Origin of the sequence: Kitasatospora sp. NPDC048715 (genome assembly GCF_043198905.1) — a bacterium.
Taxonomy (GTDB): Bacteria; Actinomycetota; Actinomycetes; order Streptomycetales; family Streptomycetaceae; genus Kitasatospora; species Kitasatospora lactacystinica.
On record NZ_JBICVH010000006.1, the window covers coordinates 320,913 to 343,632 of the forward strand.

General features: G+C 70.4%; 23 protein-coding genes and 1 pseudogene. 6 read left to right on the forward strand and 18 right to left on the reverse strand.

Going from position 1 to position 22,720, the window contains the following annotated elements; genetic code table 11:
• The first annotated feature begins 64 nt into the window (after nt 1–64).
• On the forward strand, nt 65–1,129 hold the full coding sequence (locus tag ACGFSC_RS14645) for a hypothetical protein (RefSeq protein WP_359896821.1): 1,065 nt from the start codon (nt 65–67) through the stop codon (nt 1,127–1,129).
• The gene (locus ACGFSC_RS14650) at nt 1,093–1,440 is read left to right on the forward strand and encodes a hypothetical protein (protein ID WP_359896823.1); all 348 of its coding nucleotides are present in this window, start codon (nt 1,093–1,095) and stop codon (nt 1,438–1,440) included. The genes ACGFSC_RS14645 and ACGFSC_RS14650 overlap by 37 nt, the downstream gene beginning before the upstream one ends.
• Nucleotides 1,441–1,545: 105 nt before the next feature.
• On the opposite strand, the gene ACGFSC_RS14655 is transcribed toward ACGFSC_RS14650, so the two are convergent.
• From ACGFSC_RS14655 to ACGFSC_RS14665, 3 genes are all read right to left on the reverse strand, one after another.
• The gene (locus tag ACGFSC_RS14655) at nt 1,546–3,690 is read right to left on the reverse strand and encodes an NPCBM/NEW2 domain-containing protein (protein ID WP_359896825.1); all 2,145 of its coding nucleotides are present in this window, start codon (nt 3,688–3,690) and stop codon (nt 1,546–1,548) included.
• 257 nt (nt 3,691–3,947) lie between these two features.
• Nucleotides 3,948–4,562 carry a hypothetical protein gene (locus tag ACGFSC_RS14660; RefSeq protein WP_392863346.1) on the reverse strand — a complete coding sequence of 205 codons (615 nt, stop codon included), beginning with the start codon at nt 4,560–4,562 and terminating at the stop codon, nt 3,948–3,950.
• Between the two features lie 125 nt (nt 4,563–4,687).
• The gene (locus tag ACGFSC_RS14665) at nt 4,688–4,855 is read right to left on the reverse strand and encodes a hypothetical protein (protein ID WP_359907749.1); all 168 of its coding nucleotides are present in this window, start codon (nt 4,853–4,855) and stop codon (nt 4,688–4,690) included.
• Nucleotides 4,856–5,004: 149 nt separating this feature from the next.
• On the opposite strand from ACGFSC_RS14665, the gene ACGFSC_RS14670 reads away from it, so the two are divergent.
• From ACGFSC_RS14670 to ACGFSC_RS14680, 3 genes are all read left to right on the forward strand, one after another.
• Nucleotides 5,005–6,681, forward strand: coding sequence for an FAD-dependent oxidoreductase (locus ACGFSC_RS14670; protein WP_359907746.1), 1,677 nt, complete (start codon nt 5,005–5,007; stop codon nt 6,679–6,681).
• Nucleotides 6,678–8,135, forward strand: a complete 1,458-nt coding sequence (locus ACGFSC_RS14675) for an ATP-binding protein (RefSeq protein WP_359907744.1) — start codon at nt 6,678–6,680, stop codon at nt 8,133–8,135. Before ACGFSC_RS14670 ends, ACGFSC_RS14675 begins: the two co-directional genes overlap by 4 nt.
• Before the next feature lie 225 nt (nt 8,136–8,360).
• The gene (locus ACGFSC_RS14680) at nt 8,361–8,732 is read left to right on the forward strand and encodes a nuclear transport factor 2 family protein (RefSeq protein WP_359907741.1); all 372 of its coding nucleotides are present in this window, start codon (nt 8,361–8,363) and stop codon (nt 8,730–8,732) included.
• Here ACGFSC_RS14680 and ACGFSC_RS14685 read toward each other — a convergent pair.
• From ACGFSC_RS14685 to ACGFSC_RS14705, 5 genes are all read right to left on the reverse strand, one after another.
• Nucleotides 8,707–8,913: a hypothetical protein gene (locus ACGFSC_RS14685; RefSeq protein ID WP_359907738.1), complete on the reverse strand. Its 207-nt coding sequence runs from the start codon at nt 8,911–8,913 to the stop codon at nt 8,707–8,709. The two genes, ACGFSC_RS14680 and ACGFSC_RS14685, sit on opposite strands and share 26 nt — an antisense overlap.
• A gap of 77 nt (nt 8,914–8,990) precedes the next feature.
• On the reverse strand, nt 8,991–9,914 hold the full coding sequence (locus ACGFSC_RS14690) for an NADP-dependent oxidoreductase (protein WP_359907735.1): 924 nt from the start codon (nt 9,912–9,914) through the stop codon (nt 8,991–8,993).
• Between the two features lie 42 nt (nt 9,915–9,956).
• Entirely contained in the window at nt 9,957–10,214 is a 258-nt protein-coding gene (locus ACGFSC_RS14695) for a nitroreductase family deazaflavin-dependent oxidoreductase (RefSeq protein ID WP_359907753.1), read from the reverse strand.
• Between the two features lie 146 nt (nt 10,215–10,360).
• Nucleotides 10,361–11,017 carry an NAD(P)-binding domain-containing protein gene (locus ACGFSC_RS14700; RefSeq protein ID WP_359907732.1) on the reverse strand — a complete coding sequence of 219 codons (657 nt, stop codon included), beginning with the start codon at nt 11,015–11,017 and terminating at the stop codon, nt 10,361–10,363.
• Between the two features lie 49 nt (nt 11,018–11,066).
• Complete coding sequence (locus tag ACGFSC_RS14705; protein ID WP_359907729.1) at nt 11,067–12,032, reverse strand: ester cyclase; 966 nt, start codon at nt 12,030–12,032, stop codon at nt 11,067–11,069.
• 107 nt (nt 12,033–12,139) lie between these two features.
• Between ACGFSC_RS14705 and ACGFSC_RS14710 the strand changes: the two genes are divergently transcribed.
• Nucleotides 12,140–13,108 carry a LysR substrate-binding domain-containing protein gene (locus tag ACGFSC_RS14710; protein WP_359907726.1) on the forward strand — a complete coding sequence of 323 codons (969 nt, stop codon included), beginning with the start codon at nt 12,140–12,142 and terminating at the stop codon, nt 13,106–13,108.
• 71 nt (nt 13,109–13,179) lie between these two features.
• Here the strand turns inward: ACGFSC_RS14710 and ACGFSC_RS14715 are convergent, their stop codons facing one another.
• The 10 genes and pseudogenes from ACGFSC_RS14715 to ACGFSC_RS14760 all read right to left on the reverse strand — a co-directional run bounded on the left by ACGFSC_RS14715 (nt 13,180) and on the right by ACGFSC_RS14760 (nt 22,611).
• On the reverse strand, nt 13,180–13,842 hold the full coding sequence (locus tag ACGFSC_RS14715; protein ID WP_359907723.1) for an SDR family oxidoreductase: 663 nt from the start codon (nt 13,840–13,842) through the stop codon (nt 13,180–13,182).
• A 329-nt stretch (nt 13,843–14,171) separates the two neighbouring features.
• On the reverse strand, nt 14,172–16,007 hold the full coding sequence (locus ACGFSC_RS14720; RefSeq protein WP_359907720.1) for a glycoside hydrolase family 15 protein: 1,836 nt from the start codon (nt 16,005–16,007) through the stop codon (nt 14,172–14,174).
• Nucleotides 16,008–16,341: 334 nt separating this feature from the next.
• Nucleotides 16,342–17,250, reverse strand: a complete 909-nt coding sequence (locus ACGFSC_RS14725; RefSeq protein WP_359907717.1) for an oxidoreductase — start codon at nt 17,248–17,250, stop codon at nt 16,342–16,344.
• 15 nt (nt 17,251–17,265) lie between these two features.
• Nucleotides 17,266–17,828 (reverse strand): annotated as a pseudogene (locus tag ACGFSC_RS14730) (NADPH-dependent FMN reductase).
• A gap of 37 nt (nt 17,829–17,865) precedes the next feature.
• Nucleotides 17,866–18,393: a YceI family protein gene (locus ACGFSC_RS14735; protein WP_359907714.1), complete on the reverse strand. Its 528-nt coding sequence runs from the start codon at nt 18,391–18,393 to the stop codon at nt 17,866–17,868.
• Nucleotides 18,394–18,468: 75 nt separating this feature from the next.
• The gene (locus ACGFSC_RS14740; RefSeq protein ID WP_359907712.1) at nt 18,469–18,888 is read right to left on the reverse strand and encodes a nuclear transport factor 2 family protein; all 420 of its coding nucleotides are present in this window, start codon (nt 18,886–18,888) and stop codon (nt 18,469–18,471) included.
• Nucleotides 18,889–19,065: 177 nt separating this feature from the next.
• A complete protein-coding gene (locus tag ACGFSC_RS14745; RefSeq protein WP_359907709.1) occupies nt 19,066–19,569 on the reverse strand; it encodes a MarR family transcriptional regulator in 504 nt (167 codons plus the stop codon).
• A 29-nt stretch (nt 19,570–19,598) separates the two neighbouring features.
• A complete protein-coding gene (locus ACGFSC_RS14750; RefSeq protein WP_359907706.1) occupies nt 19,599–20,750 on the reverse strand; it encodes an aminoglycoside phosphotransferase family protein in 1,152 nt (383 codons plus the stop codon).
• Nucleotides 20,747–21,238, reverse strand: a complete 492-nt coding sequence (locus ACGFSC_RS14755; protein ID WP_359907703.1) for an NUDIX domain-containing protein — start codon at nt 21,236–21,238, stop codon at nt 20,747–20,749. Before ACGFSC_RS14755 ends, ACGFSC_RS14750 begins: the two co-directional genes overlap by 4 nt.
• Entirely contained in the window at nt 21,235–22,611 is a 1,377-nt protein-coding gene (locus ACGFSC_RS14760) for an NUDIX hydrolase (RefSeq protein ID WP_359907700.1), read from the reverse strand. The genes ACGFSC_RS14755 and ACGFSC_RS14760 overlap by 4 nt, the downstream gene beginning before the upstream one ends.
• Nucleotides 22,612–22,720 lie beyond the last annotated feature (109 nt).

Genomic DNA, 22,720 nt, shown 5'->3' on the forward strand with positions numbered 1-22,720 from the left:
GTGCCGCATCACCTGCTGTCCACATTGCCGCGGGGGGTCACACGGGCGCACCGAGGGGATCAGTATGGCGACGATCACGGTGGACGTGGCAGTTCCCGACGCGCTGCGGCCGGTCGTGGATGTGGCAGCGCTGCCAGCGGCCCTCGGTGACGCGGGGCCGGCGTGGCTGGTGCTGTCCGAGGACGGACGGCTGGCGCGGTGGACGCCGACGACCGGCGAGGTGCAGGACGTGGCCCGGTACCGGGAGGAGAGGCTGGCGTCCGAATACGGTGGCGGAGTTCGACTGCGGCTTCATGTGTCTCGATGCGGCCGTTGGGCGGCGGTGGTTCAAGACCGCGGTCGGTACGGCACCGTCGTCGATCTCACCACCGGTTCGCCGGCGTTGAAGTTGGACGGCGGGGAGTACTGCTGTGAAACCGTCCCGTTCGCGTTGGCGTTCGCCGAACACGGTGGCCGGCCGGTCGTCGTCCACCGCACCGACTGGAACCGGTTGGATGTCACCGATCTCGCGTCCGGCGAGGTGCTCACGGCGCGGGACAGCCCGGATGGAGATGAGGAAGATGCGGAGCACGACCTCGATTACTTCCACGGCGCGCTGTCGCTGAGTCCTGACGGGACTCGTGTCTACGACGGCGGTTGGGTGTGGCAGCCGTGGGGGATGCCGGCGGTGTGGAGCCTGACCGCCTGGCTGCACGACAACCCGTATGAGTCCGAGGACGGGCCCAGCCATGCGGTGTATCCCGAGGTCTCGGAGTGGAACTGGCCGGTGGTGTGGATCGACGAAGGGCGGATCGCGGTGTACGACCGGGACGATGCCGGCAGCGGTACCGTCCACGTCCTCGACCCCGCCTCGATCGAACTGCGCTCGCCGGGCGTCCGATGGATCAAGGCGGTCGCGACGTTCCCCTGGCCGGTCGGCGATTTCGGCTTTTTCACCGACGGAGAGCATCTGCTGATCGCCGACGAGGCCGGTCTGCAGGGCGTCGACATCACCAGCGGACAGCAGGTGTTCGCGATCGACGGGTTCCGCCCGGCGCGTCAGGATCGGCATACCGGAACGCTGATCCAGGTCGGCAGCGCCAATGCCCGGTTGTGGACGCCGCCGAAGTGGACTGCGCGCGCTGGCTGAGCTGCCATTTCCCGCAGGGTGCCGGGCGGGAGAACATCCGCGAGTCCACACTGGAAGGGCTCGACACCGCCTCTCGCAAGGGCAAGCACGGCAACCGACCGCCGCTCATCACCGACGACATGCCGCACACCGTGCTGCGGCGCCGTGCGAACGGCGAGTGTCGCCGTGGCTTCTCGTTGCCGGAGCGGTGGTACTCGGCGAAGCCGGCGAGTTCGCCGTCGTCCTGGATCTCGAACCGGGACTTCTCGGTGTTGTCGGTGACGGACCGCTCCATGGTTCCTCCTCGTACGGCCGCCTCCGATTATGGTTGAACGCTCAACTTTTGCCTTCGGTCGACGCACGGAAGAAGCGTGACGGGCCGTCGCCGTTCCTCGGGGAGCGGCGACGGCCCGTCACGCGCCTGGTGGCGGGTCGGCTCAGGTGCAGGTGAGCACGGGAGCCGCCCAGTCGGCGTGGTCGGAGGTGTTGCCGTCGCCGGCGTCGGTGACCTGGAGGGTGAGTTCGTTGGCGCCGGTGAGCGGGGCGCTGAGGTGCACGGCTGCCTTCGTGCCGGTCAGCGTCCCGCTGTCGGCGACCTTGACGCCGTCCGCGAGGATCTGGAACACCACGGAGCCGCGGATTCCCGACTCGGCGTCGACGCCCACGTCGGTGCTCAGGTTGGTGCAGGTGCCGCCGAGGTAGTAGCTGACGGCGGAGGGGGCGTGCACGCCGAGGCCCTTGGCGTAGGTGGTGGTGCCGATGGTGAGGGGGTGTCCGTCGCCGGCGGCCGTCTCGCCGTTGCTCTGGTCGCGCTCGACCGGGCCCCAGCCGTTGCTGGCGCTGGACCAGGCCAGGTCGCTGAGGGCGTGGGCGCCGGTGCTCGGGCCCGTGCCGCAGGCGATGCGGGGGTCCGCCCAGTCGGCGTGGTCGAAGGTGTCGCCGTCGCCGGCATCGGTGACCAGCAGGCGCAGGTCGCCGCCGCCGGTCAGGTCCGCGCTCAGGCGCAGCGGCCCGTCGGTGCCGCGGCGGACGCCGCTGTCGGCGACCAGGGTCCGGTCGCGGTAGATCCGGAAGACCGCCGAGCCGTTGGTGCCGGACTCGTCGTCGACTCCGACGTCCACGGTGAGGTTCCGGCAGGTGCCGCCGAGGTGGTACCGAATGTCGGAGGCGGCGTGCACGCCGAGGCCCTTGGCGTAGGTGGTGGTGCCGATGGTGAGGGGGTGCCCGTCGCCGGCGGCGGCCTCGCCGTTGCTGTGGTCGCGCTCGACCGGGCCCCAGCCGTTGCTGGCCGAGGTCCAGGCCAGGTCGCCGAGCCGGAGGAGGCCGGTGGGCAGCGGGGTCGGGGTCTTCGGGGTGACCCGGTACATCACGGTGCCGTGGGAGGGCACCGAGGCGCTGATCGCACCATGGGAGGTGGTGGTCTCCTTCGACCAGAGGTCCTTGACGGTGTACGAGTGCGCGCCGCCGATGCCGGCGGCCGCCGCGGTGGTGCTGACGGTCCGCGGGGTGGTGGTCTCGTTGGTCAGCGTGATCGCGCGGCTTCCGTCGGCCAGCGGCTTGCTCATGACGACCAGGCCGTCGGAGTCGGCGATGACGGTTCCCTGGGCACCGAGCGGGTCCTGGTCGACGGCGATGACGTCGGTGTTCTTCAGGATCGCTAGGGTGGCCGGGCTCGCGGTGCGCAGGTCGCTGCCGATCAGCAGCGGCGCGGACATCTCGGCCCAGAGGCTGAAGTGGGTGCGGTACTCGGTGTCGGTCATGCCGCCGTTGCCGACCTCCAGCATGTCCGGGTCGTTCCAGTGCCCGGGCCCGGCGTACGGCGCGAGCGCCTGGTTGGCGTGCGCGATGGCGATCATGCTGGACCAGGAGTCGGAGATGTCGCCGGTGGTGCGCCAGGAGTTGCCGAGCGGTTCGGCCCAGGTCCAGGGCTGGTTGCTGCCCCACTCGCAGATGCTGTACAGGATCGGGCGGCCGGTGGCCTTCAGGGCCTCACCCATCGCCGTGTAGCGCTGCTTGGCGTCCAGGCCCAGGTTGTTGCAGTTGTCGTACTTGAGGTAGTCGACGCCCCAGGAGGCCCACTGGTTCGCGTCCTGCTGCTCGTGGCCGAGACCGCCGGGGAAGCCCGGCACGTCGCAGGTCGAGGTGCCGGCGCTGGAGTACAGGCCGAACTTCAGGCCCTTGGAGTGGACGTAGTCGGCGACCGCCTTGATGCCGTTCGGGAAGCGCACCGGATCGGGCACCAGGTTGCCGGCGGCGTCACGGACCGGCAGTGCCCAGCAGTCGTCCAGGTTGACGTAGGTGTAGCCGGCCTCCTTGAGGCCCTGGGAGACGAAGAGGTCGGCGATGCCCTTGACCATCGACTCGTCGAACTCGGCCCGGCAGTGGGTGGAGTTCCAGTTGTTGAAGCCCATCTGCGGGGTGCGGGCCAGGGTGTTCTCCACCGCGGCCGCCGGGGGTGCGGTGGCGACGTCGAGGCCGACGGCGGCCATGGCGGCGAGCGCGCCTCCGCCGGCGAGGAGGGTGAGCGCGGTCGTCGCCGCGGTCAGGGATCGTCGAAGCCTTTGTGGTGCGGCAAGGGGCATGGGGGAGCTCCACTGTGACGGGACGGGAGATTTCGAGGTCGCCGGGGCCCGAGAGTGGGGCGGAGTGAAGTGCCGCCGGTCGACCGGCTTCTGACGGCAGGTCGGAGGTGCTTCCCGCCCAGGGGGGCGAGTTTCAACACGTACAAACAGAAGCCACCGCAATCGAACGTTCGGGTCACAGGAAAGCCTGCCGTCCGGGCGGGCGTCAAGACCCCGGAGGCAAGGATCTGCTCATGGCTGCTTCAAAAGCCCCATGTTCAATCACAATCGAACACTGACTGTACGGTTGGCCCCGCAACGCGACGCGGTCGCCGCGGGACGAGGTCCGCTCGTCCCGCGGCGACCACGCTCACCAGGGCGAAGGCCCCGTCACACGGCGATCGGTTCGATGCGTCCGGCTTCACGAGGTCCGGCAGCTCCGCCCCGAACAGGCCGTAGAACCGCAGCGAGGGCAGGATGTGCCCTGGTCGGCCGCGCCGTCGGCCGCGCGCGGCCCACGAGGCCGTCGCGAGGCGCCGGTTGGGCGTGCCGTGGTGACCGGCGGAGCCGAAGCCGCAGTCGCCGACCTGGTAGAAGGACTTCTCGGAGTCCAGCATCCGCTTGGCGTTGAGGGCCTCGCCGCGCGAGTGGGTGAGGAAGTACGTACCGAACGCGTCCGCCATCAGCCCGACGCGGGGGCCGCCCGGTAGGCCCCGGACTGCGCACGAACCTCGCCGGTGTCGGCGAGAGCGCTCTCCGCCACAGCCGATGAGGGTGCCGAGCCGGACGCCCTCATCGCCGGAGTCGAAGAGCAGCGCGATGTGAACGCCGTCGTCCTGCCCACGATCGCGCATCTCGGCGACCAGGCTTTCGCCGGCAGGCGGCGTACGCACCTCGAGGCTGTCGGCATACGCCTCCTGCTCACCCGAAGCCAGCAGGATGCGGATCGAGGCAGGCTACGTTGCCGCGCCCGGCCGGAGCCAGGTGCCTGTCGTGCCTGTCCCGGAACGGGGCTTGATCAGAGGATGTTCCATCCGAGCCCGCCGTGGCCGGATCGCAGCCCTTGGATGCGGCGGCGTACCTCCGTGATCGTCGGGCTTCCGGCCGGCGCCCGCTTGGCGTTCGTGGTGATCATCCGCAGTTCGCGGAGCGCGCACAGGACGGGGTGGCCCTGCCACGAGGTCACGTCGAACCCGTACCGGTCCGCGAACTTTCGCTCGAGTGGAAACCGCTCTGTGCCGTGAGTCCCGCGACGGCGGGCCGCACCGCGTGCCAGCGATCAGACTGGAGGGGGTGCTCCCGCTCCGGCCCTGCGACAGTCCTGGGTGGTGAACCATGGCAGAGGTCCCCGATGAGGTGCGGACCGTGATTTTGACCGTGGACGACGATCCCGCGGTGTCCCGGGCCGTCGCCCGTGACCTGCGCCGCCACTACGGGGAGGATTACCGGGTGGTCCGTGCCGAGTCCGGTGCTTCGGCGCTCGAGGCGCTGCGCGGGCTGAAGCTGCGGGGCGCGCCGGTCGCGGTGATCCTGGCCGACTACCGGATGCCGCAGATGAACGGCATCGAATTCCTCGAAGCGGCGCTCGATCTGTTCCCGGCCGCCCGACGGGTACTGCTCACCGCTTACGCCGACACCAATGCCGCGATCGACGCCATCAACGTCGTCGATCTCGACCACTACCTGCTCAAGCCGTGGGAGCCGCCCGAGGAGAAGCTGTACCCGGTGGTGGACGACCTGCTGGAGACGTGGCGGGCCGGCGAGGGCCACGCCGTGGACGTCACCAAGGTCGTCGGCCACCGCTGGTCGGCCCGTTCCTCCCAGATCCGGGAGTTCCTCGCCCGCAACCAGGTGCCGTACCGCTGGTACTCCAGCGAGGAACCGGAAGGCAGACGTCTGCTGGTCGCCGCAGGGCAGGACGGTCGGCGGCTGCCGCTGGTGGTGACCCCGGACGGCACTGCCCTCGTCGAGCCTGCCGAGCGCGACCTGGCCGCCCATGTGGGGCTGTCGACCACCCCCACGGCCGACTTCTACGACCTGGTCATCGTCGGCGGCGGCCCCGCCGGCCTCGCCGCAGCCGTCTACGGAGCCTCGGAGGGTCTGCGCACCGTCCTCGTGGAACGCGAGGCAACCGGCGGACAGGCCGGCCAGAGCTCCCGCATCGAGAACTACCTGGGCTTCCCCGACGGCGTCTCCGGCGCGCAGCTCACCGACCGGGCACGCCGCCAGGCCACGAAGTTCGGCGCGGAGCTGCTCACGGCGTGCAAGGTCACCGGCCTGGAGGTGAAGGGGGCGGCACGCACGCTGCGTTTCTCCGACGGCTCCGCCGTCTCGGCACACACCGTGATCCTCGCGACCGGTGTGTCCTACCGGCAGCTGGACGTGCCGGGGGCGGCCGGACTGACCGGGCGCGGGGTCTACTACGGCTCGGCCCTGACCGAGGCGGCCGCCTGCCAAGGACAGGAGGTCTACATCGTCGGCGGTGCGAACTCCGCCGGCCAGGCCGCGATGTTCCTCTCCCGCACCGCCCGGAAGGTCACCCTGCTGGTGCGGGCACCGGAGCTGGCCGCCTCGATGTCCTACTACCTGCTCCAGCGGGTCGAGGACGCCTCCACCGTCATGGTGCTCACGGACACGGTCGTCGAGGCGGCCCACGGCAAGGAACACCTGGAAGGGCTGACCCTGCGCAACCGTGCGACCGGCGAGTCCGAGACCGTCGACGCGCAGTGGATGTACGTCTTCATCGGCGCGGCACCGCTGACCGACTGGCTGGACGGCACGGTGCTCAGGGACCCGCGAGGCTTCGTGCTGACCGGCCCCGATCTGATCACCGACGGGCGCCCGCCTGCCGGCTGGCCGCTGGATCGGCCCCCTTACCACCTCGAGACCAACGTGCCAGGGGTCTTCGCTGCCGGAGACGTGCGCGCGGAGTCCGCCAAACGGGTCGCCTCCGCGGTCGGCGAGGGCGCCATGGCCGTCATGCTCGCGCACCGGTACCTGGAGCAGTCATGACCTCCGCGCGGGAGAAGTGCGACGAACAGGAGCTGCGGACACTGTTCCTGTTCGAGAAGCTGGCCCCCGACCAACTCACCCAGCTGTGCCGGGACGGCCACGTCGAGTGGTTCGACCCGGGCCCCGTGTACCGGGAGGGCGAGCCCGCGGCGAGCCTGTTCGTGCTGTTCCAGGGGACCGTGGTCCTCTCGCGCAGCGTCGGCGGCCAGCAGGTGGACGTCAGCCGGACGTCCGTGCCCGGCGTGTACGCCGGGGCGTTCCAGGCCTACCTCGGCGACCAGGTGCCGCAGGTGTACAACAACTCGCTCCGGGTGACCGAGCGGTCCAGGTTCTTCGTGCTGCCCGCGGAGGCCTTCGCGGAGATCATGCACAGTTGGTTCCCGATGGCCGTCCACCTGCTGGAGGGGCTGTTCTTCGGATTCAAAAGCATGCAGGAGGCGGTCGGCCAGAGGGAGAGGCTGCTCGCCCTCGGGTCGGTGACAGCCGGGCTCACCCACGAGCTCAACAACCCCGCGGCTGCCGCCGTACGTGCCACCTCGGCCCTGCGGGAGCGCATCGCCCGGGTGCGCCGCGAATTCGCGGAGCTCGCGGCCGAGCCACGCCGAGGCGGGGACCTGGCGCAGCTGAGGGAGCTGCAGGACATGACGATCGGCCAGGCGGGGCAGGCCCCAGCGCTCAACCCGCTGGAGGCCTCGGACCGCGAGGACGAGATCGGCGACTGGCTGGAGGCGCACGGCGTCGCCGACGGTTGGGAGCTGGCGCCGGTCCTCGTCGAGGCGGGTCTGGGCATCGACTGGCTGGACCGGATCGCCGGAGCCCTGCCCGAAGACCTGCTCGGAAGAGCAGTGAACTGGCTGAGCTGCACGGTGGAGGCCGAGCTCCTGCTCGACGAGATCGAGGATGCCGCGAACCGCGTCTCCGCACTCGTCGGTGCGGCGAAGCAGTACACGCAGCTCGACCGGGCCCCGTACCAAAACACTGATGTGAACGAGCTGCTGGACGGCACCCTGCTGCTGCTCTCCGCGAAGATCGGCCCGGGCATCACCGTCGTGCGCGACTACGACCGCACGTTGCCCAGCATCCCCGGCTACCCCGCCGAGCTGAACCAGGTCTGGACGAACCTGATCGACAACGCCGCCTGGGCGATGCGCAGCACCGGCGCCGGCGGCACCCTCACCGTTCGGACCGCACAGGACGGGAACCAGGTGCTGGTCGAAGTCCGCGACACCGGCCCCGGTGTGCCCGCCGACGTACAGAGTCGGGTCTTCGACCCGTTCTTCAGCACCAAACCTGCCGGCGAAGGCACCGGTCTCGGCCTGGACATCTCCTGGCGCATCATCGTCAACCGGCACGGCGGCGACCTGCGACTCGAGTCCGCCCCGGGCGACACCCGCTTCCAGGTCCGCCTCCCGATCAACCCCGCAGAGCCCGCCACCCCGCAGGAGTTGCCATGACCACCGGGAACCCGATCGACCCGCATAGAGCCGTCGCCGAAAGCAGCGTGATGATCCCGCGCGGTCCGCCGCCCTTCGGTGTCATCCGGCGCGCCGGGCCGTTCTGCCGTCACACTGTGCCCGATGACCACGGCCCAGGTCGGGAGGCGCCTGGTGCACAGGTCGCGCGGAGCTGCCGGCCGGGGCCACAATTCCCCCCTGCGGGCCAACCCCGAAGGACCGCTCATGAACACCACCGTCGCGGAGCTGATGCGCCGCAACCTCCTCGACGTCTTCAACGAACCGGACGCCGAGCGCCGCGACGCGGCCATCGCGGTGACCTACGCCCAGGACGTCGTGTGGCACGAACCCGACCGCGTGAACCGAGGCCGCGAGGCCCTCGCCCGGCGTGCCGCAGAGTTGCTCGCGCAGTCCCCGGACTGGGTCATGCGGCCCGACGGCCCCGTCTCCGTCAACGACGACCTCGGCCACCTCGCCTTCCGGTACGGTCCCGCCGGTCAGCCGCCCGTCGTGACCGGAATGGACATCGCCCACTGCAAGGACGGCGTCATCACCGAGCTCTACACCTTCGTCAGCGGGACCGGCCAACCCTCGTAGCACGCGGTCCAGCGAGGATGGACCACACGAATTCCCGGCCGTCCTCCTGCCACGGTGTGTGCCCGAGCCCGTCATCCCTGGGCCGGACGACGAGTTCGTCGACGTCGACGTCGGCAGGCAGATCGATGGCGTGGAGGACCGCTTCGCTGATCGCGGCGGCGGCGGGGATCGCGATGCCCATCCGCCGCTCCACCACACCGGACGTCTTTGCGTTTGATCAAGCCGGAGCACTGTCGACAACGCTCGTGGTCAATACAGCTAGGGCCTGAGGACGATCTTGCCGTGGGTGTGGCGGTGTTCGAGCTCGGTGTAGGCCTCGCGGACTTGCGCCAGCGGGTAGACGTTCGCGATCGGCACCTCGAGGTGTCCGTCGGCGATCAGGCCGGCAAGCTCGGCGAGCACCTTGGCGCCCGGCCCGGCCGCGACCCCTCCGTCAGTCTTCACCCCGTGCTTCTCGGCAGCTGCGAAATCGGCGATGGTGTCGATTCGATCGGTTGCGACGCCGAGGGCGAGGGCCAGCTCGACGTACCCGTCGCCGAAGGTGTCGATGAAGGCGTCCACGCCGCCGGGCGCGGCAGCCCTGATGCGGTCCGCGACCCCCACGCCGTACGCGACCGGGACCACGTCGTGGCTCTTCAGCCACTCGTGGTTGCTCTCGCTCGCCAGGCCGATGACCGTGGCCCCGGTACGGCGCGCGAGCTGGACGGCGAGCGAGCCGACGCCCCCGGCGGCTCCGGAGACGACGACGGTCTCGCCCTCCTTGGGCTGGACGGCGTGTACCGCCCCCCATGCGGTGACGCCGACGACGTACAGGCTTCCGGCCACCTCCCATGAAACCTCTTCCGGCTTGCGCGTGAGGTCGTCGGCCTCGACCAGGACCAGCTCGGCCTGGGAGGCCCGCTTGTTGCTGAACCCGATCACCTCGTCACCGGGCGAGAATCCGCCGACCCCGGCGCCGACCTCCTCGATGACCCCGGCGAGGTCGCTGCCCTGCCCGGACGGGAACGTCGACGGGAACATCTGCGCCACCGCCCCCGTGCGGATGACCGCCTCACTGGGGTTGATGCCGGCCGCCTTCACGCGAACGAGGACCTGCCCGTCCCCGGGCACCGGGCGCTCCACCTCGTCGACCCGCAGCACGTCGATCCCGCCGAACTCGTCGTACCTGACCGCCTTGGGCATGATCTCTCTCCTTCGACTCACTGAAGTCGGCAGGGGTGTGGGTTACGCCCGCCGGAGTTCGAGCACGGGAATGACGCGGATTCCGGCAGTCTGGCGTGCGTACTCGGCAAAGCCGGGGTAACGCCGGGCCTGCTCGGCGTGGATGCGGTCGCGTTCGGCGCCGTTCAATTCGCGGACGGTCACCTGGTGGGTCGCGGTGCCGCGTTCGACGGTGCCCTCGCCGGCGGCGGTCAGGTTGCGGTACCAGTCCGGGTTGGTGGGTGCTCCGCTCGGAACTCTGCGATGGTCTTCGCGTTCCAGTCGAGTGCTTCGCTCATGTCGAACTCCTGTCGTTCACGATCCGGGCTGTGCGCCGGGATGAGCTGTAGCGACAGAGTGGCCAGGACGTAGCCCACCTTCCGAGGATCACGCCGATCCGGGTCGCGCTCTGCCCCTTCGTGTGCGGATCACGGGTGGGCGGAGCCGACAGCGGCGCGCGCCTGGTCGAGGTCGACGACTTCGCCGTTGAACCCGAACTGGTGCAGGTCGCCTCCCGGCGCCTCGATGCGTCCGGCGGCGGCGAGGCCGCCGGCCTTCACGGCGTCGAACCCGGCCGCGCGGATCAGCCGTTCGACGGTCGCCGCGGCGATCTCGTCGTCGGTGGCGTAGAAGAGCGCCGCACGCTGCGGCGTGCGCTTCGCGTTAGCGGCGAGCACCTCCGCGGCGAGGGTGCCGAACGCCTTCACGTAGTGGGCACCTCCGGGCAGCAGGGCGGCGGCCACCGACCCGGCCGACTGCCCGTCAGGCAGCGACCGCACGATCCGGCCCGTCTCGTCGAACGCGATCGGGTTCGACGGGTCGATCACGACCTTCCCGTCGAGCAGCGGTCGAACCCGCGGGATCATCTCCCTCATGTCATCCAGCCAGATGGCGAACACGACCGTGTCCGCGCCCGCGATCGCGTCCTGCACGGGGGCGGCGTGTGCGAGCGGCCCGAGCTCGTCCGCGAGCTCCGCCGCGTGCGAGGCGCCCTTCCCCGCCAGGACGACGCTCTCGCCTCCGGCCACCAGGTGCCGGGCGAGAGCACTCCCGATGTTGCCGACGCCTACGATTGCGGTGGTCATCTCCGGCCTTCCTCTCCGTTGACGTTGAATCAGTTCTAGCTCAGATGTCTCAGATGTCCCGGATGTCGTCGGGTAGCAGCCCGAATGCCTGATACGCCCTCACCCAGTCGACCGACTCCCAGTGCTCGACGATCAGCCCGTCCTCGACGCGGAAGAAGTCGAGCGTGGTGAAGTCGGCCGCCCGCCCGCTGCCGGCGATGGTGCCGTCCCACACGCTCCGGGAGGCGAGCCGGTTGCTCTCGGCGACCACGTGCGTCTGCAGGGCCCGCCCGTCGGGCATCGCTCCGCGGCTGATCGCGAGCGCACTGGCGAACGCGTCGCGCCCGTCGGGCGTCCAGCCGGAGTTCTGCAGGTACTCCTCGCCGACCACGTCGACGTCCTCGGGCTTCCCGGTGGCGATCACGCCGTCGTAGAGGCGGCGCACCACGGCCCGGGACTCCTCGCGCGAGACCGGCCGTCCGGCGGCCTTGCCGAAGGCGGTGCCGAGCTTCTCGGGGAACAGTCCGCCCGCGGATTCCTCGACGCCGAGGATCTGCTGGAAGGCGTTGGCGGCCTTGGGGATGGCGCCGATCGCGACCAGGATGCGGTAGGTGTCGAGGACCTGCCAGTGCTCGACGATCTGGTCGTCGCGCACACGCAAGATGTGCGAGGCCGAGGTCTGGACCGGGTTCCCGGTCGCCGCATTCCCGGCGTACGCGCCCTTGTGGGTGCCGGTGATGACCGTGCGCAGCGCGACCAGGTCGCCTTCGACCAGGACGCCGACGTTCTCGTGCACCTCGAGGCGGAGATCCGGGAAGGACCGGCGAAGGCCCGCGTAGTAGTTCTTGACGCCGGTTCGGCTGCGGGTGCCGTGCACGTCGTAGGACAGCACCGAGCGCGCCAGAACCGTGTCGATGCGGCCGGGGTCGTCGGCGTTGACCGCGTCGAACAGCTCCCGCGCCAGCTCGTCCGCGCGTTGCGCCGTGCGGGTGGAGTGGAAACTGTCGAGGCTCGTCGCGCCGGATGTCGTACTCATGGCGACTTGACTCCCTCACTTGAAGGTTCAACTTCCATTGACAAGTCAACGCGTCACGCAGTCCGGCGTCCAATACTTCCCAGCCGCACCGGTGATAGCTTCCGGCTATGGATCTCGAACCGCGCCAGCTGCGGTACTTCCTGGCCGTCGCCCAAGAGCTGCACTTCGGCCGCGCCGCCGCGCGCCTGTACATCGCCCAGCCTTCGCTGAGCAACCAGATCCACAGCCTCGAACGCACACTCGGGGTCGACCTGTTCGTACGCTCCAGCCGCAAGGTCGAGCTCACCACGGCAGGGCGCATGCTCCTCGAGGAGGCGCCCCGCGCGCTCGCCGCACTCGAGCGCGCCGCCGAACGCACGCAGCAGGCCGGCGCGGGTGTCGCCGGGACGGTACGACTCGGCTACGCACCGATGGCCGGATACGAGACCCTCGGCGCGATCCTGTCCGCCGTCGAGCACGACAGCCCCAACCTGACCGTCCTCACCACCGAGCATTTCAGCTCCGAGATCCCCGGCCGCGTGCTCGCCGGCGACCTGGATGTCGGAATCGCGCTGTTCCCCGCACCGATGAAGGGGGTGCGCGGTGCCCTGGTGCGGTTGGAGCCGCTCGCGCTGCTGTGCGGCAAGGACCACCGCCTCGCCGACACGGACCCCGTCCCGGTCGCCGGCCTCGAGAACGAGACGGTGCTGCTGTTCCCGCGCGAGCTCGCGCCCGGCTACTACGACAGGGTCGTCGCCGCCTGCGAGCAGTCAGGCTTCCAGCCCCGGATCCAGACCTTCGCCGACCCGCCTCCCCAGGCCATGGTCGCCCGACTGCGGGCGAACCGGGAGGTCGGCCTGCCGCCCGCCTCGTTCGCCCACCACACCGCCGCAGCAGATCCCGGCTACGCCGCATGTCGAATCGTCCAACCGGAGATCCGCGTGGAGTGGTCGGTCCTGTGGTCCGCGCGCAGCAGGTCCGCCGCCGTCACACGTCTTCTGGGAAGTGTCCGGCGATGCGCCGAGGAGCACGGCTGGCTGCTGTCCACGCACGGTGAGACCAGCGCCGATACCCCGAATCCGACACCTTCTCCGTAGCCGTCGGGGCTGGCGATACGTGATTCGCTCGCGGGAGCCCCATGGTGAGGTTCCCGCCGTGGGGCGCGTTCCTAACGCATCACCAGGCCACCGTCGACGGTGAGGACCTGGCCCGTCAGCGCGGCGGCGTCGTCGCCGACGAGCATCGCCACCACAGCTGCGGTGTCGTCGGGGGTGAGCGGCCGGGGCAGCGCCTGGTGCGCCGCGACTTCCTCGAACTCCTCCGTCGGCACCACACCGGTAGCCGGAGTGCGAGTCAGCCCCGGGGCAACAGCCGTGACCGCGATCCCGTGGCCGCCGAGCCCGACGGCCAGGGCGCGGGTCATGCCGATCAGCGCCCCCTTGGACGCCACGTACGCGAGCATGTGCGCGCCCGCGGGACGCCAGAACGTGTTGGACACGATGAAGACCACCCTGCCGAAGCCTCGCTCGCGCATCCCCGGCGCGAACGCCTGGGTGAGCAGCAGCGCCGACTCGACATTCACCGCCTGGACCTGACGCCACAGGTCGAGTTCGAACTCCTCGAACGGCCCGAAGGCGACCATGGCGGCCGAGTGGACCAGAACATCGCACCTGCCGTAGCGATCCAGCACCACCCGCGCGGCCCGGCGCACAGCGTCCGGATCACCCAGATCGACCGGGACCTCGCCCGTACGGTCGAGCACGACCACGGCGTGATCGGCTGCGAGCCGCGCGGCGATCGCCCCGCCGATCGCACCGGCGCCGCCGGTCACGACCGCGACCCGGCGGCCTCCGACAGTCTCAGTAGACACGGTAGACACTGCTCAGCGCTCCTCTCACTGCGGAACTCGTCGGCACCCGGGCTTGCCCACCCCGGCGACCAGCCGGCACAGGGCATTCGTTTGCCTGCACGACAAGCCAAGTCTCTGCGTGCGTCGTCGTCCAAGACTTGCCACCGGCTTCAGCGATAGCCGCCCGCTATCGAACGGAACAGTGAACCGTTCCGGGTTCAGCGGGACTCGATTTCGTGTACGGATGCGACGTACGGCACACGACCCGCCGCGACGCGTCACGCACCGCGGTCCGGGCGGCGATGCCCGGCTCAGCCCAGGGCCCGGTCGAGGTTGAAGGCGGCGCTGATCAGCGAGAGGTGGGTGAACGCCTGGGGGAAGTTGCCGAGCTGTTCACCGGTCGGGCCGATCTCCTCGGCGAACAGGCCGACGTGGTTGGCGTAGGTGAGCATCTTCTCGAAAGCCAGCCGGGCCTCCTCCAGCCGGCCAGCCCGGGCCAGCGCCTCGACGTACCAGAAGGAGCAGATCGAGAACGTGCCCTCGGAGCCGTGGAGGCCGTCCGGACTGGCCGCAGGGTCGTAGCGGTACACCAGGGAGTCGGAGACCAGGTCCGAGGTGAGCACGTCCAGGGTGGAGAGCCACTTGGGATCGGTGGGCGAGATGAACTTGGCCATCGGCATCATCAGCAGGGACGCGTCGAGGATCGTGCCGTCCAGCCCCTGGACGAACGCACCGCGCTCGGCCGACCAGCCGCGGGCCATGATCTGCCGGTAGATCGCGTCCCGGGACTGCCGCCAGCGGGGCAGGTCGGCGGGGAGCCCGCGCCGGTTCGCCAGCCGGATCGCCCGTTCCAGCGCGACCCAGCACATCAGCCGCGAGTACACGAAGTTGCGCCGCCCCCCGCGGGTCTCCCAGACCCCCTCGTCGGGCTGGTCCCAGTGCTCGCAGAGCCAGTCCGCCACCGCGCCGACCGCCTCCCACCCGTCGCTGCTGATCGGCTGGCCCCACTTGTCGTAGAGATAGACGGAGTCGATCAGCGCTCCGTAGATGTCCAGTTGGAGCTGCCCGGTGGCGGCGTTGCCGACCCGCACCGGCGCGGAACCGAGGTGGCCCTGGAGATGCGACAGCTCGTACTCGGGCAGCTCGCTGCGCCCGTCGATGCCGTACATGATCTGCAGAGGGCCGGACGCGCCGGTGCCGCGCATGATGCCGCGCTCGCCGAGGAACCCCATGAACGCCTCGGCCTCCGAGGTGAACCCGAGGCGCAGCAGGGCGTAGATGCAGAAGGCGGCGTCCCGGACCCAGACGTAGCGGTAGTCCCAGTTGCGCTCGCCGCCGATCCGCTCGGGCAGGCTGGTGGTTGGTGCGGCGATGATCGCACCGGTCGGGGCGTAGGTGAGGAGCTTCAGCACGAGTGCGGACCGGTTCACCATCTCGCGCCACCGCCCGTGGTAGCGCGAACCGGCCAGCCAGTGACGCCAGAACCGGACGGTCGCCTCGGCCTGCTCCTGTGCCTCGGCGCGCGGACACGACCGGGCCCGGACGTCGTCGCCGATCCGGTCGAGGGCGAACACCTGGGACTCGCCCTCGAGGAGCTTGAAGTGCGACCACACGTCGGGCCCGTCGCTCTCCAGGGGCGCGGTGGAGGTCAGCGCGAGCGTCAGTGACGGGGAGCGGAACACCGCCTCGTGGCCTTCGAGGTGCACGGTGTGCGCTTCGGCGCCATAGCCGAAGCGCGGGGCGATCCGCGCCCTGAACGGGAGCACGCCGCGGACGCAGACCACCCGCCGGATCAGCCGGTGGCGGTCCGCCTCGCGGGACTCGTCGACGACGGGCATGAAGTCCTGGATCTCCGCCACCCCGTCCGCGGCGGAGAACCGCGTGATCAGGACGTTGGTGTCGGGGAAGTAGAACTGCCGGGTACGGGTCGGCACGTCCGCGCACAGTTCGAAGCGGCCGCCGCGGTCCGCGTCGAGGATGGACGCGAACACGCTGGGCGCGTCGAAGCGCGGGCAGCAGTACCAGTCGATCGTGCCGTCGGTGGCGACGAGCGCGGCGGTACGGAGATCACCGATCAGGCCGTGCTCGGAGATCGGTAGGTAGCGGCAGTTGTCCGCCTGCTCGAAACCGGGCGTGTCGAACGCCATTCCGGCCTCCCTGCCGCTGCGGCGCGGGCCTGGAGATGAAGCCTTGCCTTTCATCCTAGATCGCTACTCGAGGCTCGGCTCCGCCAGAGCCGTGCGCACAGGACTCGGCAGCCTTCCTGGCTTGGGCAACCCGCCGGCACTTCTCGGGGTGCCCGCGGCGGCGGCCGCCGAGCGGTTGATCGCCACCTTCCCTCCGCTCACCCGCAACCGCAGCCATGCCGAGCTCATTCACCCGGGCGCGCTCGACCAGCTGCGCGTCACCGACACCCGCGCACGGCAACTACCGCCAAGCGGCCGGGAAGGACTGCGAGATCGTCCGGGCGGTGGGAGCAATTCAGGTGGGCTGCCGGGGGGCCGGGAACGCCCGGGCCAGTTCCTTTCGTGACGCCTCGTCGAGCCGCACCGACGCGGTGGTGAGGTTCTCGGCCAGGTGGGTGCGGGTGCGGGTGCCGGGGATCAGCAGGATGTTCGGGGCGAGGTCGAGCAGCCAGGCGAGGGCGAGCTGTGCCGGGGTGGCCCCCAGGCGCTTGCCCAGGTCGGTGAGGACGGGACTGGTCAGGATCCGGTTCTGGATGCCGCGTGGCCAGCCGAGGGGGCAGAAGGGGACGAACGCGATCCCTCGGGCGGAGCACTCCTGGAGCACGTCGAGGGAGCGCTGGTCCGCGAGGTTGAAGAGGTTCTGGACGCAGACGATGTCGGCCTGGTCGCCCGCCCGCAGCAGGTGCTCCCGCCCGATGTTGCTGAGGCCGATGCCGTCGATCAGTCCCTCCTCGCGGGCTCGGACGAGCTCCGCCAGCTGGGAGTCGAACCGTTTGCCCGGTGCGGCTGTCCGGTCGGCCAGGCGCAGGTTCACTGCGGCCAGGCGGTCGACGCCGAGGGTGGCGAGGTTTTCCTCGATGCCCTCGCGCAGCTGGTGCGGTTCGTCGTACGGGAGGACGGCGCCTGTCTCGTCGCGGCGGGCGGCGACCTTGGTGACGATGGCCAGGCCGTCGGGGTAGGGGTGGAGCGCCTCGCGGATCAGCTCGTTGACGACGCCTGGGCCGTAGTACTGGGCGGTGTCGATGTGGTCGACGCCACCTGCCACGGCGGCGCGCAGCACGCGCAGTGCCTCGTCGCGGTCGCGGGGCGGGCCGAAGACGTTGTCGCCGGCCAGTTGCATCGCGCCGTATCCGATCCGGTGCACCCGGCGCGGGCCGAGAGGGTACGAACCCGCCGATGTGACGGAAGGGGTGTGCTCGGGCATGGCGTCTCCTACGGTTCAGTCGCGCAGGGTCTTCATGGCCGCCGACCAGGGCTCCAGCTCCTCGAACAGTTTGGTGGCCGCAGCGTCGTGGCGCGCGCCGGGCTTGAAGAGGGCGAGGTTCTCGAAGTCGGTGAACAGGGAGAGGGCCAGTTGCCGGCGGACGTGGGCGAGCTGGAGTTCGCCGGCGATGGTGCGCAGGTGCTCGGCGGCGCGGATGCCGCCGACGGTGCCGTAGGAGACGAAGGCGGCGGCCTTGTTGTTCCACTCGGCGTAGGCGTAGTCGATGGCGTTCTTCATCACGGCGGGGATGGAGTGGTTGTACTCGGGGTGACGAAGACGTAGCCGTCGTACTCGGCGACCTTGGCGGCCCACGTCCTGGTGTGGGCGCCCCGGTACTGGCCCATGAAGGGCGGTAGCGGCTCGTCCATGGAGGGTAGCGGCCAGTCGAGGAGGTCGACCAGGTCGTACTCGGCGGCGGTGCGGGCTCCCGCGCGGTCGACGATCCAGTCGGCGACGGCCTTGCCGTTGCGGCCGGGGCGGGTGCTGCCGAGGATCACTGCGACCTTGAGAGTGGCCATGACGTCCACTCCTTCCTCGACTTCTTCGACGGCCCGGTCAGGCGGGGCTGTCGTCCGCGCGACGGGCCCGGACGGTCGCGGTCAGCTGCAGCCGGCGTCCCGCCATGCCCTTGAGCCTGGTGACGCCGTGGGCGTAGCGGTCGACGGTCGCGGTGGCCTCCACGGAGATCTCGTCTCCGTCGATCCGGGCGTCCGACACGGTGAAGGTGACGGGCGCGCGGACGCCGTGGGCGGTCAGCTGGCCCTGGAGGGCCCAGGTGCCGGCCTGGTCCTGCTCGGCTCCGGTCGAGGTGAAGACGATGTCCGGGTAGGCGGCGACGTCCAGCAGGGTCCTGGAGAGGACCTGGCGGTCACGGTTCTTGTTGCCGGTCTCGAAGCTGGCCGCGTCCGCGACTGCGTCCACACGGCTCCCGGTCGGCGGCTCCGCGAGGGAGACGGTCCCGCCGCGCAGCTTGAAGCTGCCGCGGACCGTACCCAGGCCGAAGAGGTGCTTGGTGGTGAAGGTGATCCGGGAGCGCGGGACGTCGATGGCGTACCGGTCTGGCTCGGGCGTGACGGTGGTCATGGCGACCTCCTCTGACGTGAGCCTTCAAGTCGAAGTCCAGATCCGTCGACTTGAAGGCTCACGTTGCACTAAGGCTCAGACCAGGCCGAGCTGGGCGGCGATGACGGAGCCCTCCGCGTAGCAGTCGAAACGCTTGATCTTGCCGTCGACCAGCTCGAACACGTCGCAGCACGGGGCATCCATGCGCTTGCCGGTCGGCGGGACGGAGCCGGAGGGCAGCTCCAGCGGGCCGAGGTGGGTGCCCTGCAGGCGCAGCTGCACGATCACCACGTCGCCGGTGACGTAGAAGCGTTCGAGTTCCCGGTGCATGTCGGGGAACGCCTTCGCGTAGACCTCGACCGTCTTGCCCAGCTCGTCCGCACCGCGGTAGGTGAACGGGACCGACATGTCCGTGAAGGTCCCGTCCTCGGTGAACGCCGCGACCCAGCTGGCGACGTCCCGCTCCTCGGCGACCTGGTAGGCGTTGCGAATGATTTTCTCGTTTTCCAGTGACATCTCGGCTCCCTGATCCGTGCCACATGCGGGTGACGAGGCGGCGCCGGGATCGGCGCCTTCGTACATCGACTTTAACATTCAAGTCAATCTCGGGGAAGGGCTCGTCGTTTCGGCCTCCGCGTCGTGCTGGGATGCATTGCGGCCGAGCGGGTGACTTGCCTCGTCAAGTGACGGGCATCAGCGCGCGGGGGAGTCGATGCGCTGCAGGATGCGTTCCGCTTCCTGCCCGAGCCTGCGCAGGCGCTCGCCGGACAGGTTGTCCACGACGAGGCGGCGGACATGGGCGACATGCCCAGGGGCCGCCGCCTCCAGTTTGCTCATGCCGGCCGGCAGGAGGATGGCATTGGTGAACCGCCCGTCGCTCGGATCCGGCTCCCGCCGCACGTAGCCGCGGCCCTCCAGCCGCTTCACCATGTGCGAGAGGCGGGACAGCGATGTGCTGGTGTGCTCGGCCAGGACGCTCATGCGCAAGGTCCACTCGGGGGCCTCGGACAGCATGGCGAGGGTCATGTACTCGACCATGCTCAGCTCGGCGTCGCGCTGGAGCTGGACGTCGATCGCCCAGGGGAGTCGGGTGATCAGGCGGACCACCGACATCCAGGAGGCCAGCTCGGTCGACGTGAGCCACAGGTCCGCATGCTCGTCCGCCGGCGCCTGGGGTATCTCGTCCTGGCTCGTCATTCTGCGAGCTTATCACTTGAACAGTCATGTCAAGCGGGCCGGCTGGACGGTGCACCACGCTGACCACGGCGTGCTGATCCCAGGCGGCGGGAGGTGGCCGGGCGGGTCGCCGGTAGTGGGGGGCAGCAAAGAGAGCTGAGGGAGTTCCGGCAGATGCAGGCCCTCACCTTGGACTTCAGGAGGAGCTGCCGCTGGCCAGCGATATCGCTACTGGCCCACTCTGAAGCGAAGGTCGACCCGGTGGGGAGCAATGCCCTTGGGCTCACGCGCGCCGCTTGCGCCGCAGTCTTGGGGCGTTCTGCCAGCCCGCTGATGCGGCGAAGACACTCCTCCCTTCCGCCCTCGTACTCGTAGAGGCCCATGTCCTTCTCGGCCCGGATGTCCTTCATCGCCCTTGATGTGGATTCGACTGTGTCGCCGTTATCAAGAGGAGGCTCCTGCGGGGTGAGTTCTCGCCCGTACCCGGTGGTGAACGCGGCACGCAGGTCGGGCCGGTGGGGTGTGAGCTGGAGGGTGACCCGCATCAGGTCACGCCGGGCAGGGGCCTCGACGTGGCTGCGTTCGAAGTCGATCAGCCCCAGCGCCAGCCGATCGCCGGCGCGGCGCACGATCCAGTTCCGCGGACCGAAGTCGCCGTGGCAGTAGGCGAGTGCGGTGGGCGGGGGCTCGGCGCGGGTGGCGTCGGCCAGGACCTCGACGGCCTCGTCCGACAGGCGGGCGTCGCGGGCGCGGGCCAGCGCCCGTGCGCGCTCCTGGGCCCAGGGCAGGTACTCGCCGACCGGGGCTCCGGTCGTCGGCTGCGCGTGAGTCGTGGCCAGGAGCTGCCCGGCCTGCCGGTACACCTCCTGCTCCTCGGCGGCGGTGAGGTCGGTGCTGATGACCGGGGTGCCGGGCAGCGCGGAGGTGACGATGAGCAGCGACCGGGTGTCCTCGGCAAGCAGGGCCGGTGCCCGGCCGCTGCCGAGCGCTGGCGCGAGGAGACGGTAGGCGGCGGTTTCTCGCTGGTGCATGAGGGCGTTCTTGTGGCGCTTGGCGAACAGCCTGCGTCCGGCGGCACCGAGGGCCTCCCAGACGACCGGGTGGCCGGCGCGATCGAGGGAGCGTACGTCCAGCAGCTCGTAGTCCTCTGCCGTCGCGCGCAGCAGTCGGGTGATGTCGGCCGGCATGTCGGGGGCGCTCACGGGGTCCACCCGACGGTGGACAGGGTGCTGCCGCGGGCGATCTCGGCGAGCGCGTGGGCGGTGTAGGGGACGGTGTCGTCCGGCAGCGAGTCGAGCGGCCACCAGTGCAGTTCCTCGCACTTGTGTGGCTCCGCGTTGCGGAGCCGGCCGTGGTAGCGGGTGGGGCGGAAGAACAGCTGGAGGCGGCTGCGGCCGTCGTCGGCGTCGAGGTGGTGCAGGGTGTGGACGAGCGCGAGGTCGTCCTCGGCGATGGTGATGCCGAGTTCCTCCTCGGCCTCGCGCGTCATGGAGCGGGTGACCGGCTCGCCGCGTTCCATGTGCCCGGCCGGCAGGTGCCACAGGCCGTTCGCGTAGGCGGTGTTGCGGCGCCGGCCGAGCAGCACGCGGTCGGCGTTGGTCAGGACGAGGTGGACGCCGACGACCAGGGTCAGCGGATCCGTCCCGGAAGCCGGGGAAGCGGCGAGGCGGAGGTCGTCGCGCTGGTTCACGCAGTCCTCCCGGAAGACAGGCTGGCGGCGTCGGCGAGCAGCGGCAGGTAGTGCTGCACATAGGGCGGGACGTTGAGCAGCGGCACCTCGTCGAGGGGGACCATGCGCACGGCCAGGCCCTCGTCGCCGAGCCGCAGGTCCGTCTCGCGGCCGTCCCAGACGGCGTGCAGGACACGGGTGAGCGGGAGGCCGAAGCCGTGGTGGGGGTCGGGGAGAGTCCGCAGTCCGGTGATATCGATGCCGGCCTCCTCGCGGACCTCGCGCACCGCGCTCTCCCGGGCGCTCTCGTCGGCCTCGCGCCAGCCGCCGATCGGTGTCCAGTAGCCGGGCCAGGGCATGCCGGGCCGGTCTTCGCGCTGGTGCATCAGCAGTCGACCCGCGGGGTCGGTGACGAAGACCAGGACGCCCTCGAAGTCGTCGTCGTACGGGGCCGGGCGCTCCAGGTAGAGCGGGACACCGCAGCGGTGGGCGCGCAGCACCTGCCGGAGCCGCTGGTAGCGGTCCGGCTCCATGAGGGAGCACCAGTTGTGGGCCGTCTCGAACCGGAACTCGGTGTGCTCGGCCGCATCGAGGCGGATCCGAGCCTGCTGCTCGGGGGTGAGGACGCCGCCGTCGAAGACGTAGCTGCAGACCGGCACGGGGTACTCGGTGCCCGCCTGTTCGTGGATGACGGCGACCAGGCGCCGGCGGGCGACCACCTCGGGATTCTCGGCGGCGAGATCGAGCCCGATCTCCTCCTCGGCCTCGATCAGCGCGGTGGTGAACGGCGTCCGGCCGTGCTCGACGTTGCCGCCGGGGAAGTTCCACATGGCCTGGTTGACGGTCGAGCGCATTCCCAGGATGCGGCCCTGTGGGTCGGTGATCAGGAGGCTGGCGTAGGTCGTGGGCCGGGCGATGGTGGTGACGCAGGTGCCGACCGGCCGCCAGCCGGGGACGGCCAGGCGGTGGTTCAGCCATTCGACGACCTCCCGCTGCCCGTCGCTGGTCGGCGGCAGGGCGCCCGGGCTCGTCCACTGGTGGCCGTCGTGGTCCCGGGAAAGGTGGATCGGGGTGCCGTCGGGCACGACGGTGGTGAAGACGAACTGCCGCACGCGCCGCCCGCGTTGGTTGGTGAAGTCCAGGTGCCGTACGTACTCCAGCGGCCACCCGGTCAGCCCGGTCTCCTCGGCCAACTCCCTCGCCGCACCCACCGGCACGCTCTCCCCGTCCTCCCGGCCACCGCCCGGGTACTCCCACAGGCCGGGCAGAACGTCGTGCGGGGATCGGCGGATCATCAGGATCCGGCCCGCGGCGTCCCGGACTACCACGCCGACGCCGATCCGCTCAATGCCTTCGCGGGCGGCCAGGCCCGTGAGTGTGTCGAAGTCGATCACTGGAGGAGCTCCTCGGCGTCGCGGGCGGGCAGGGTCACCCGGCCGTGAGGCCGGGCGCGGGTACTGAGAGCCGGGATGGTCGGGCCTTCCACAGGGGTGCCTCCGGGCA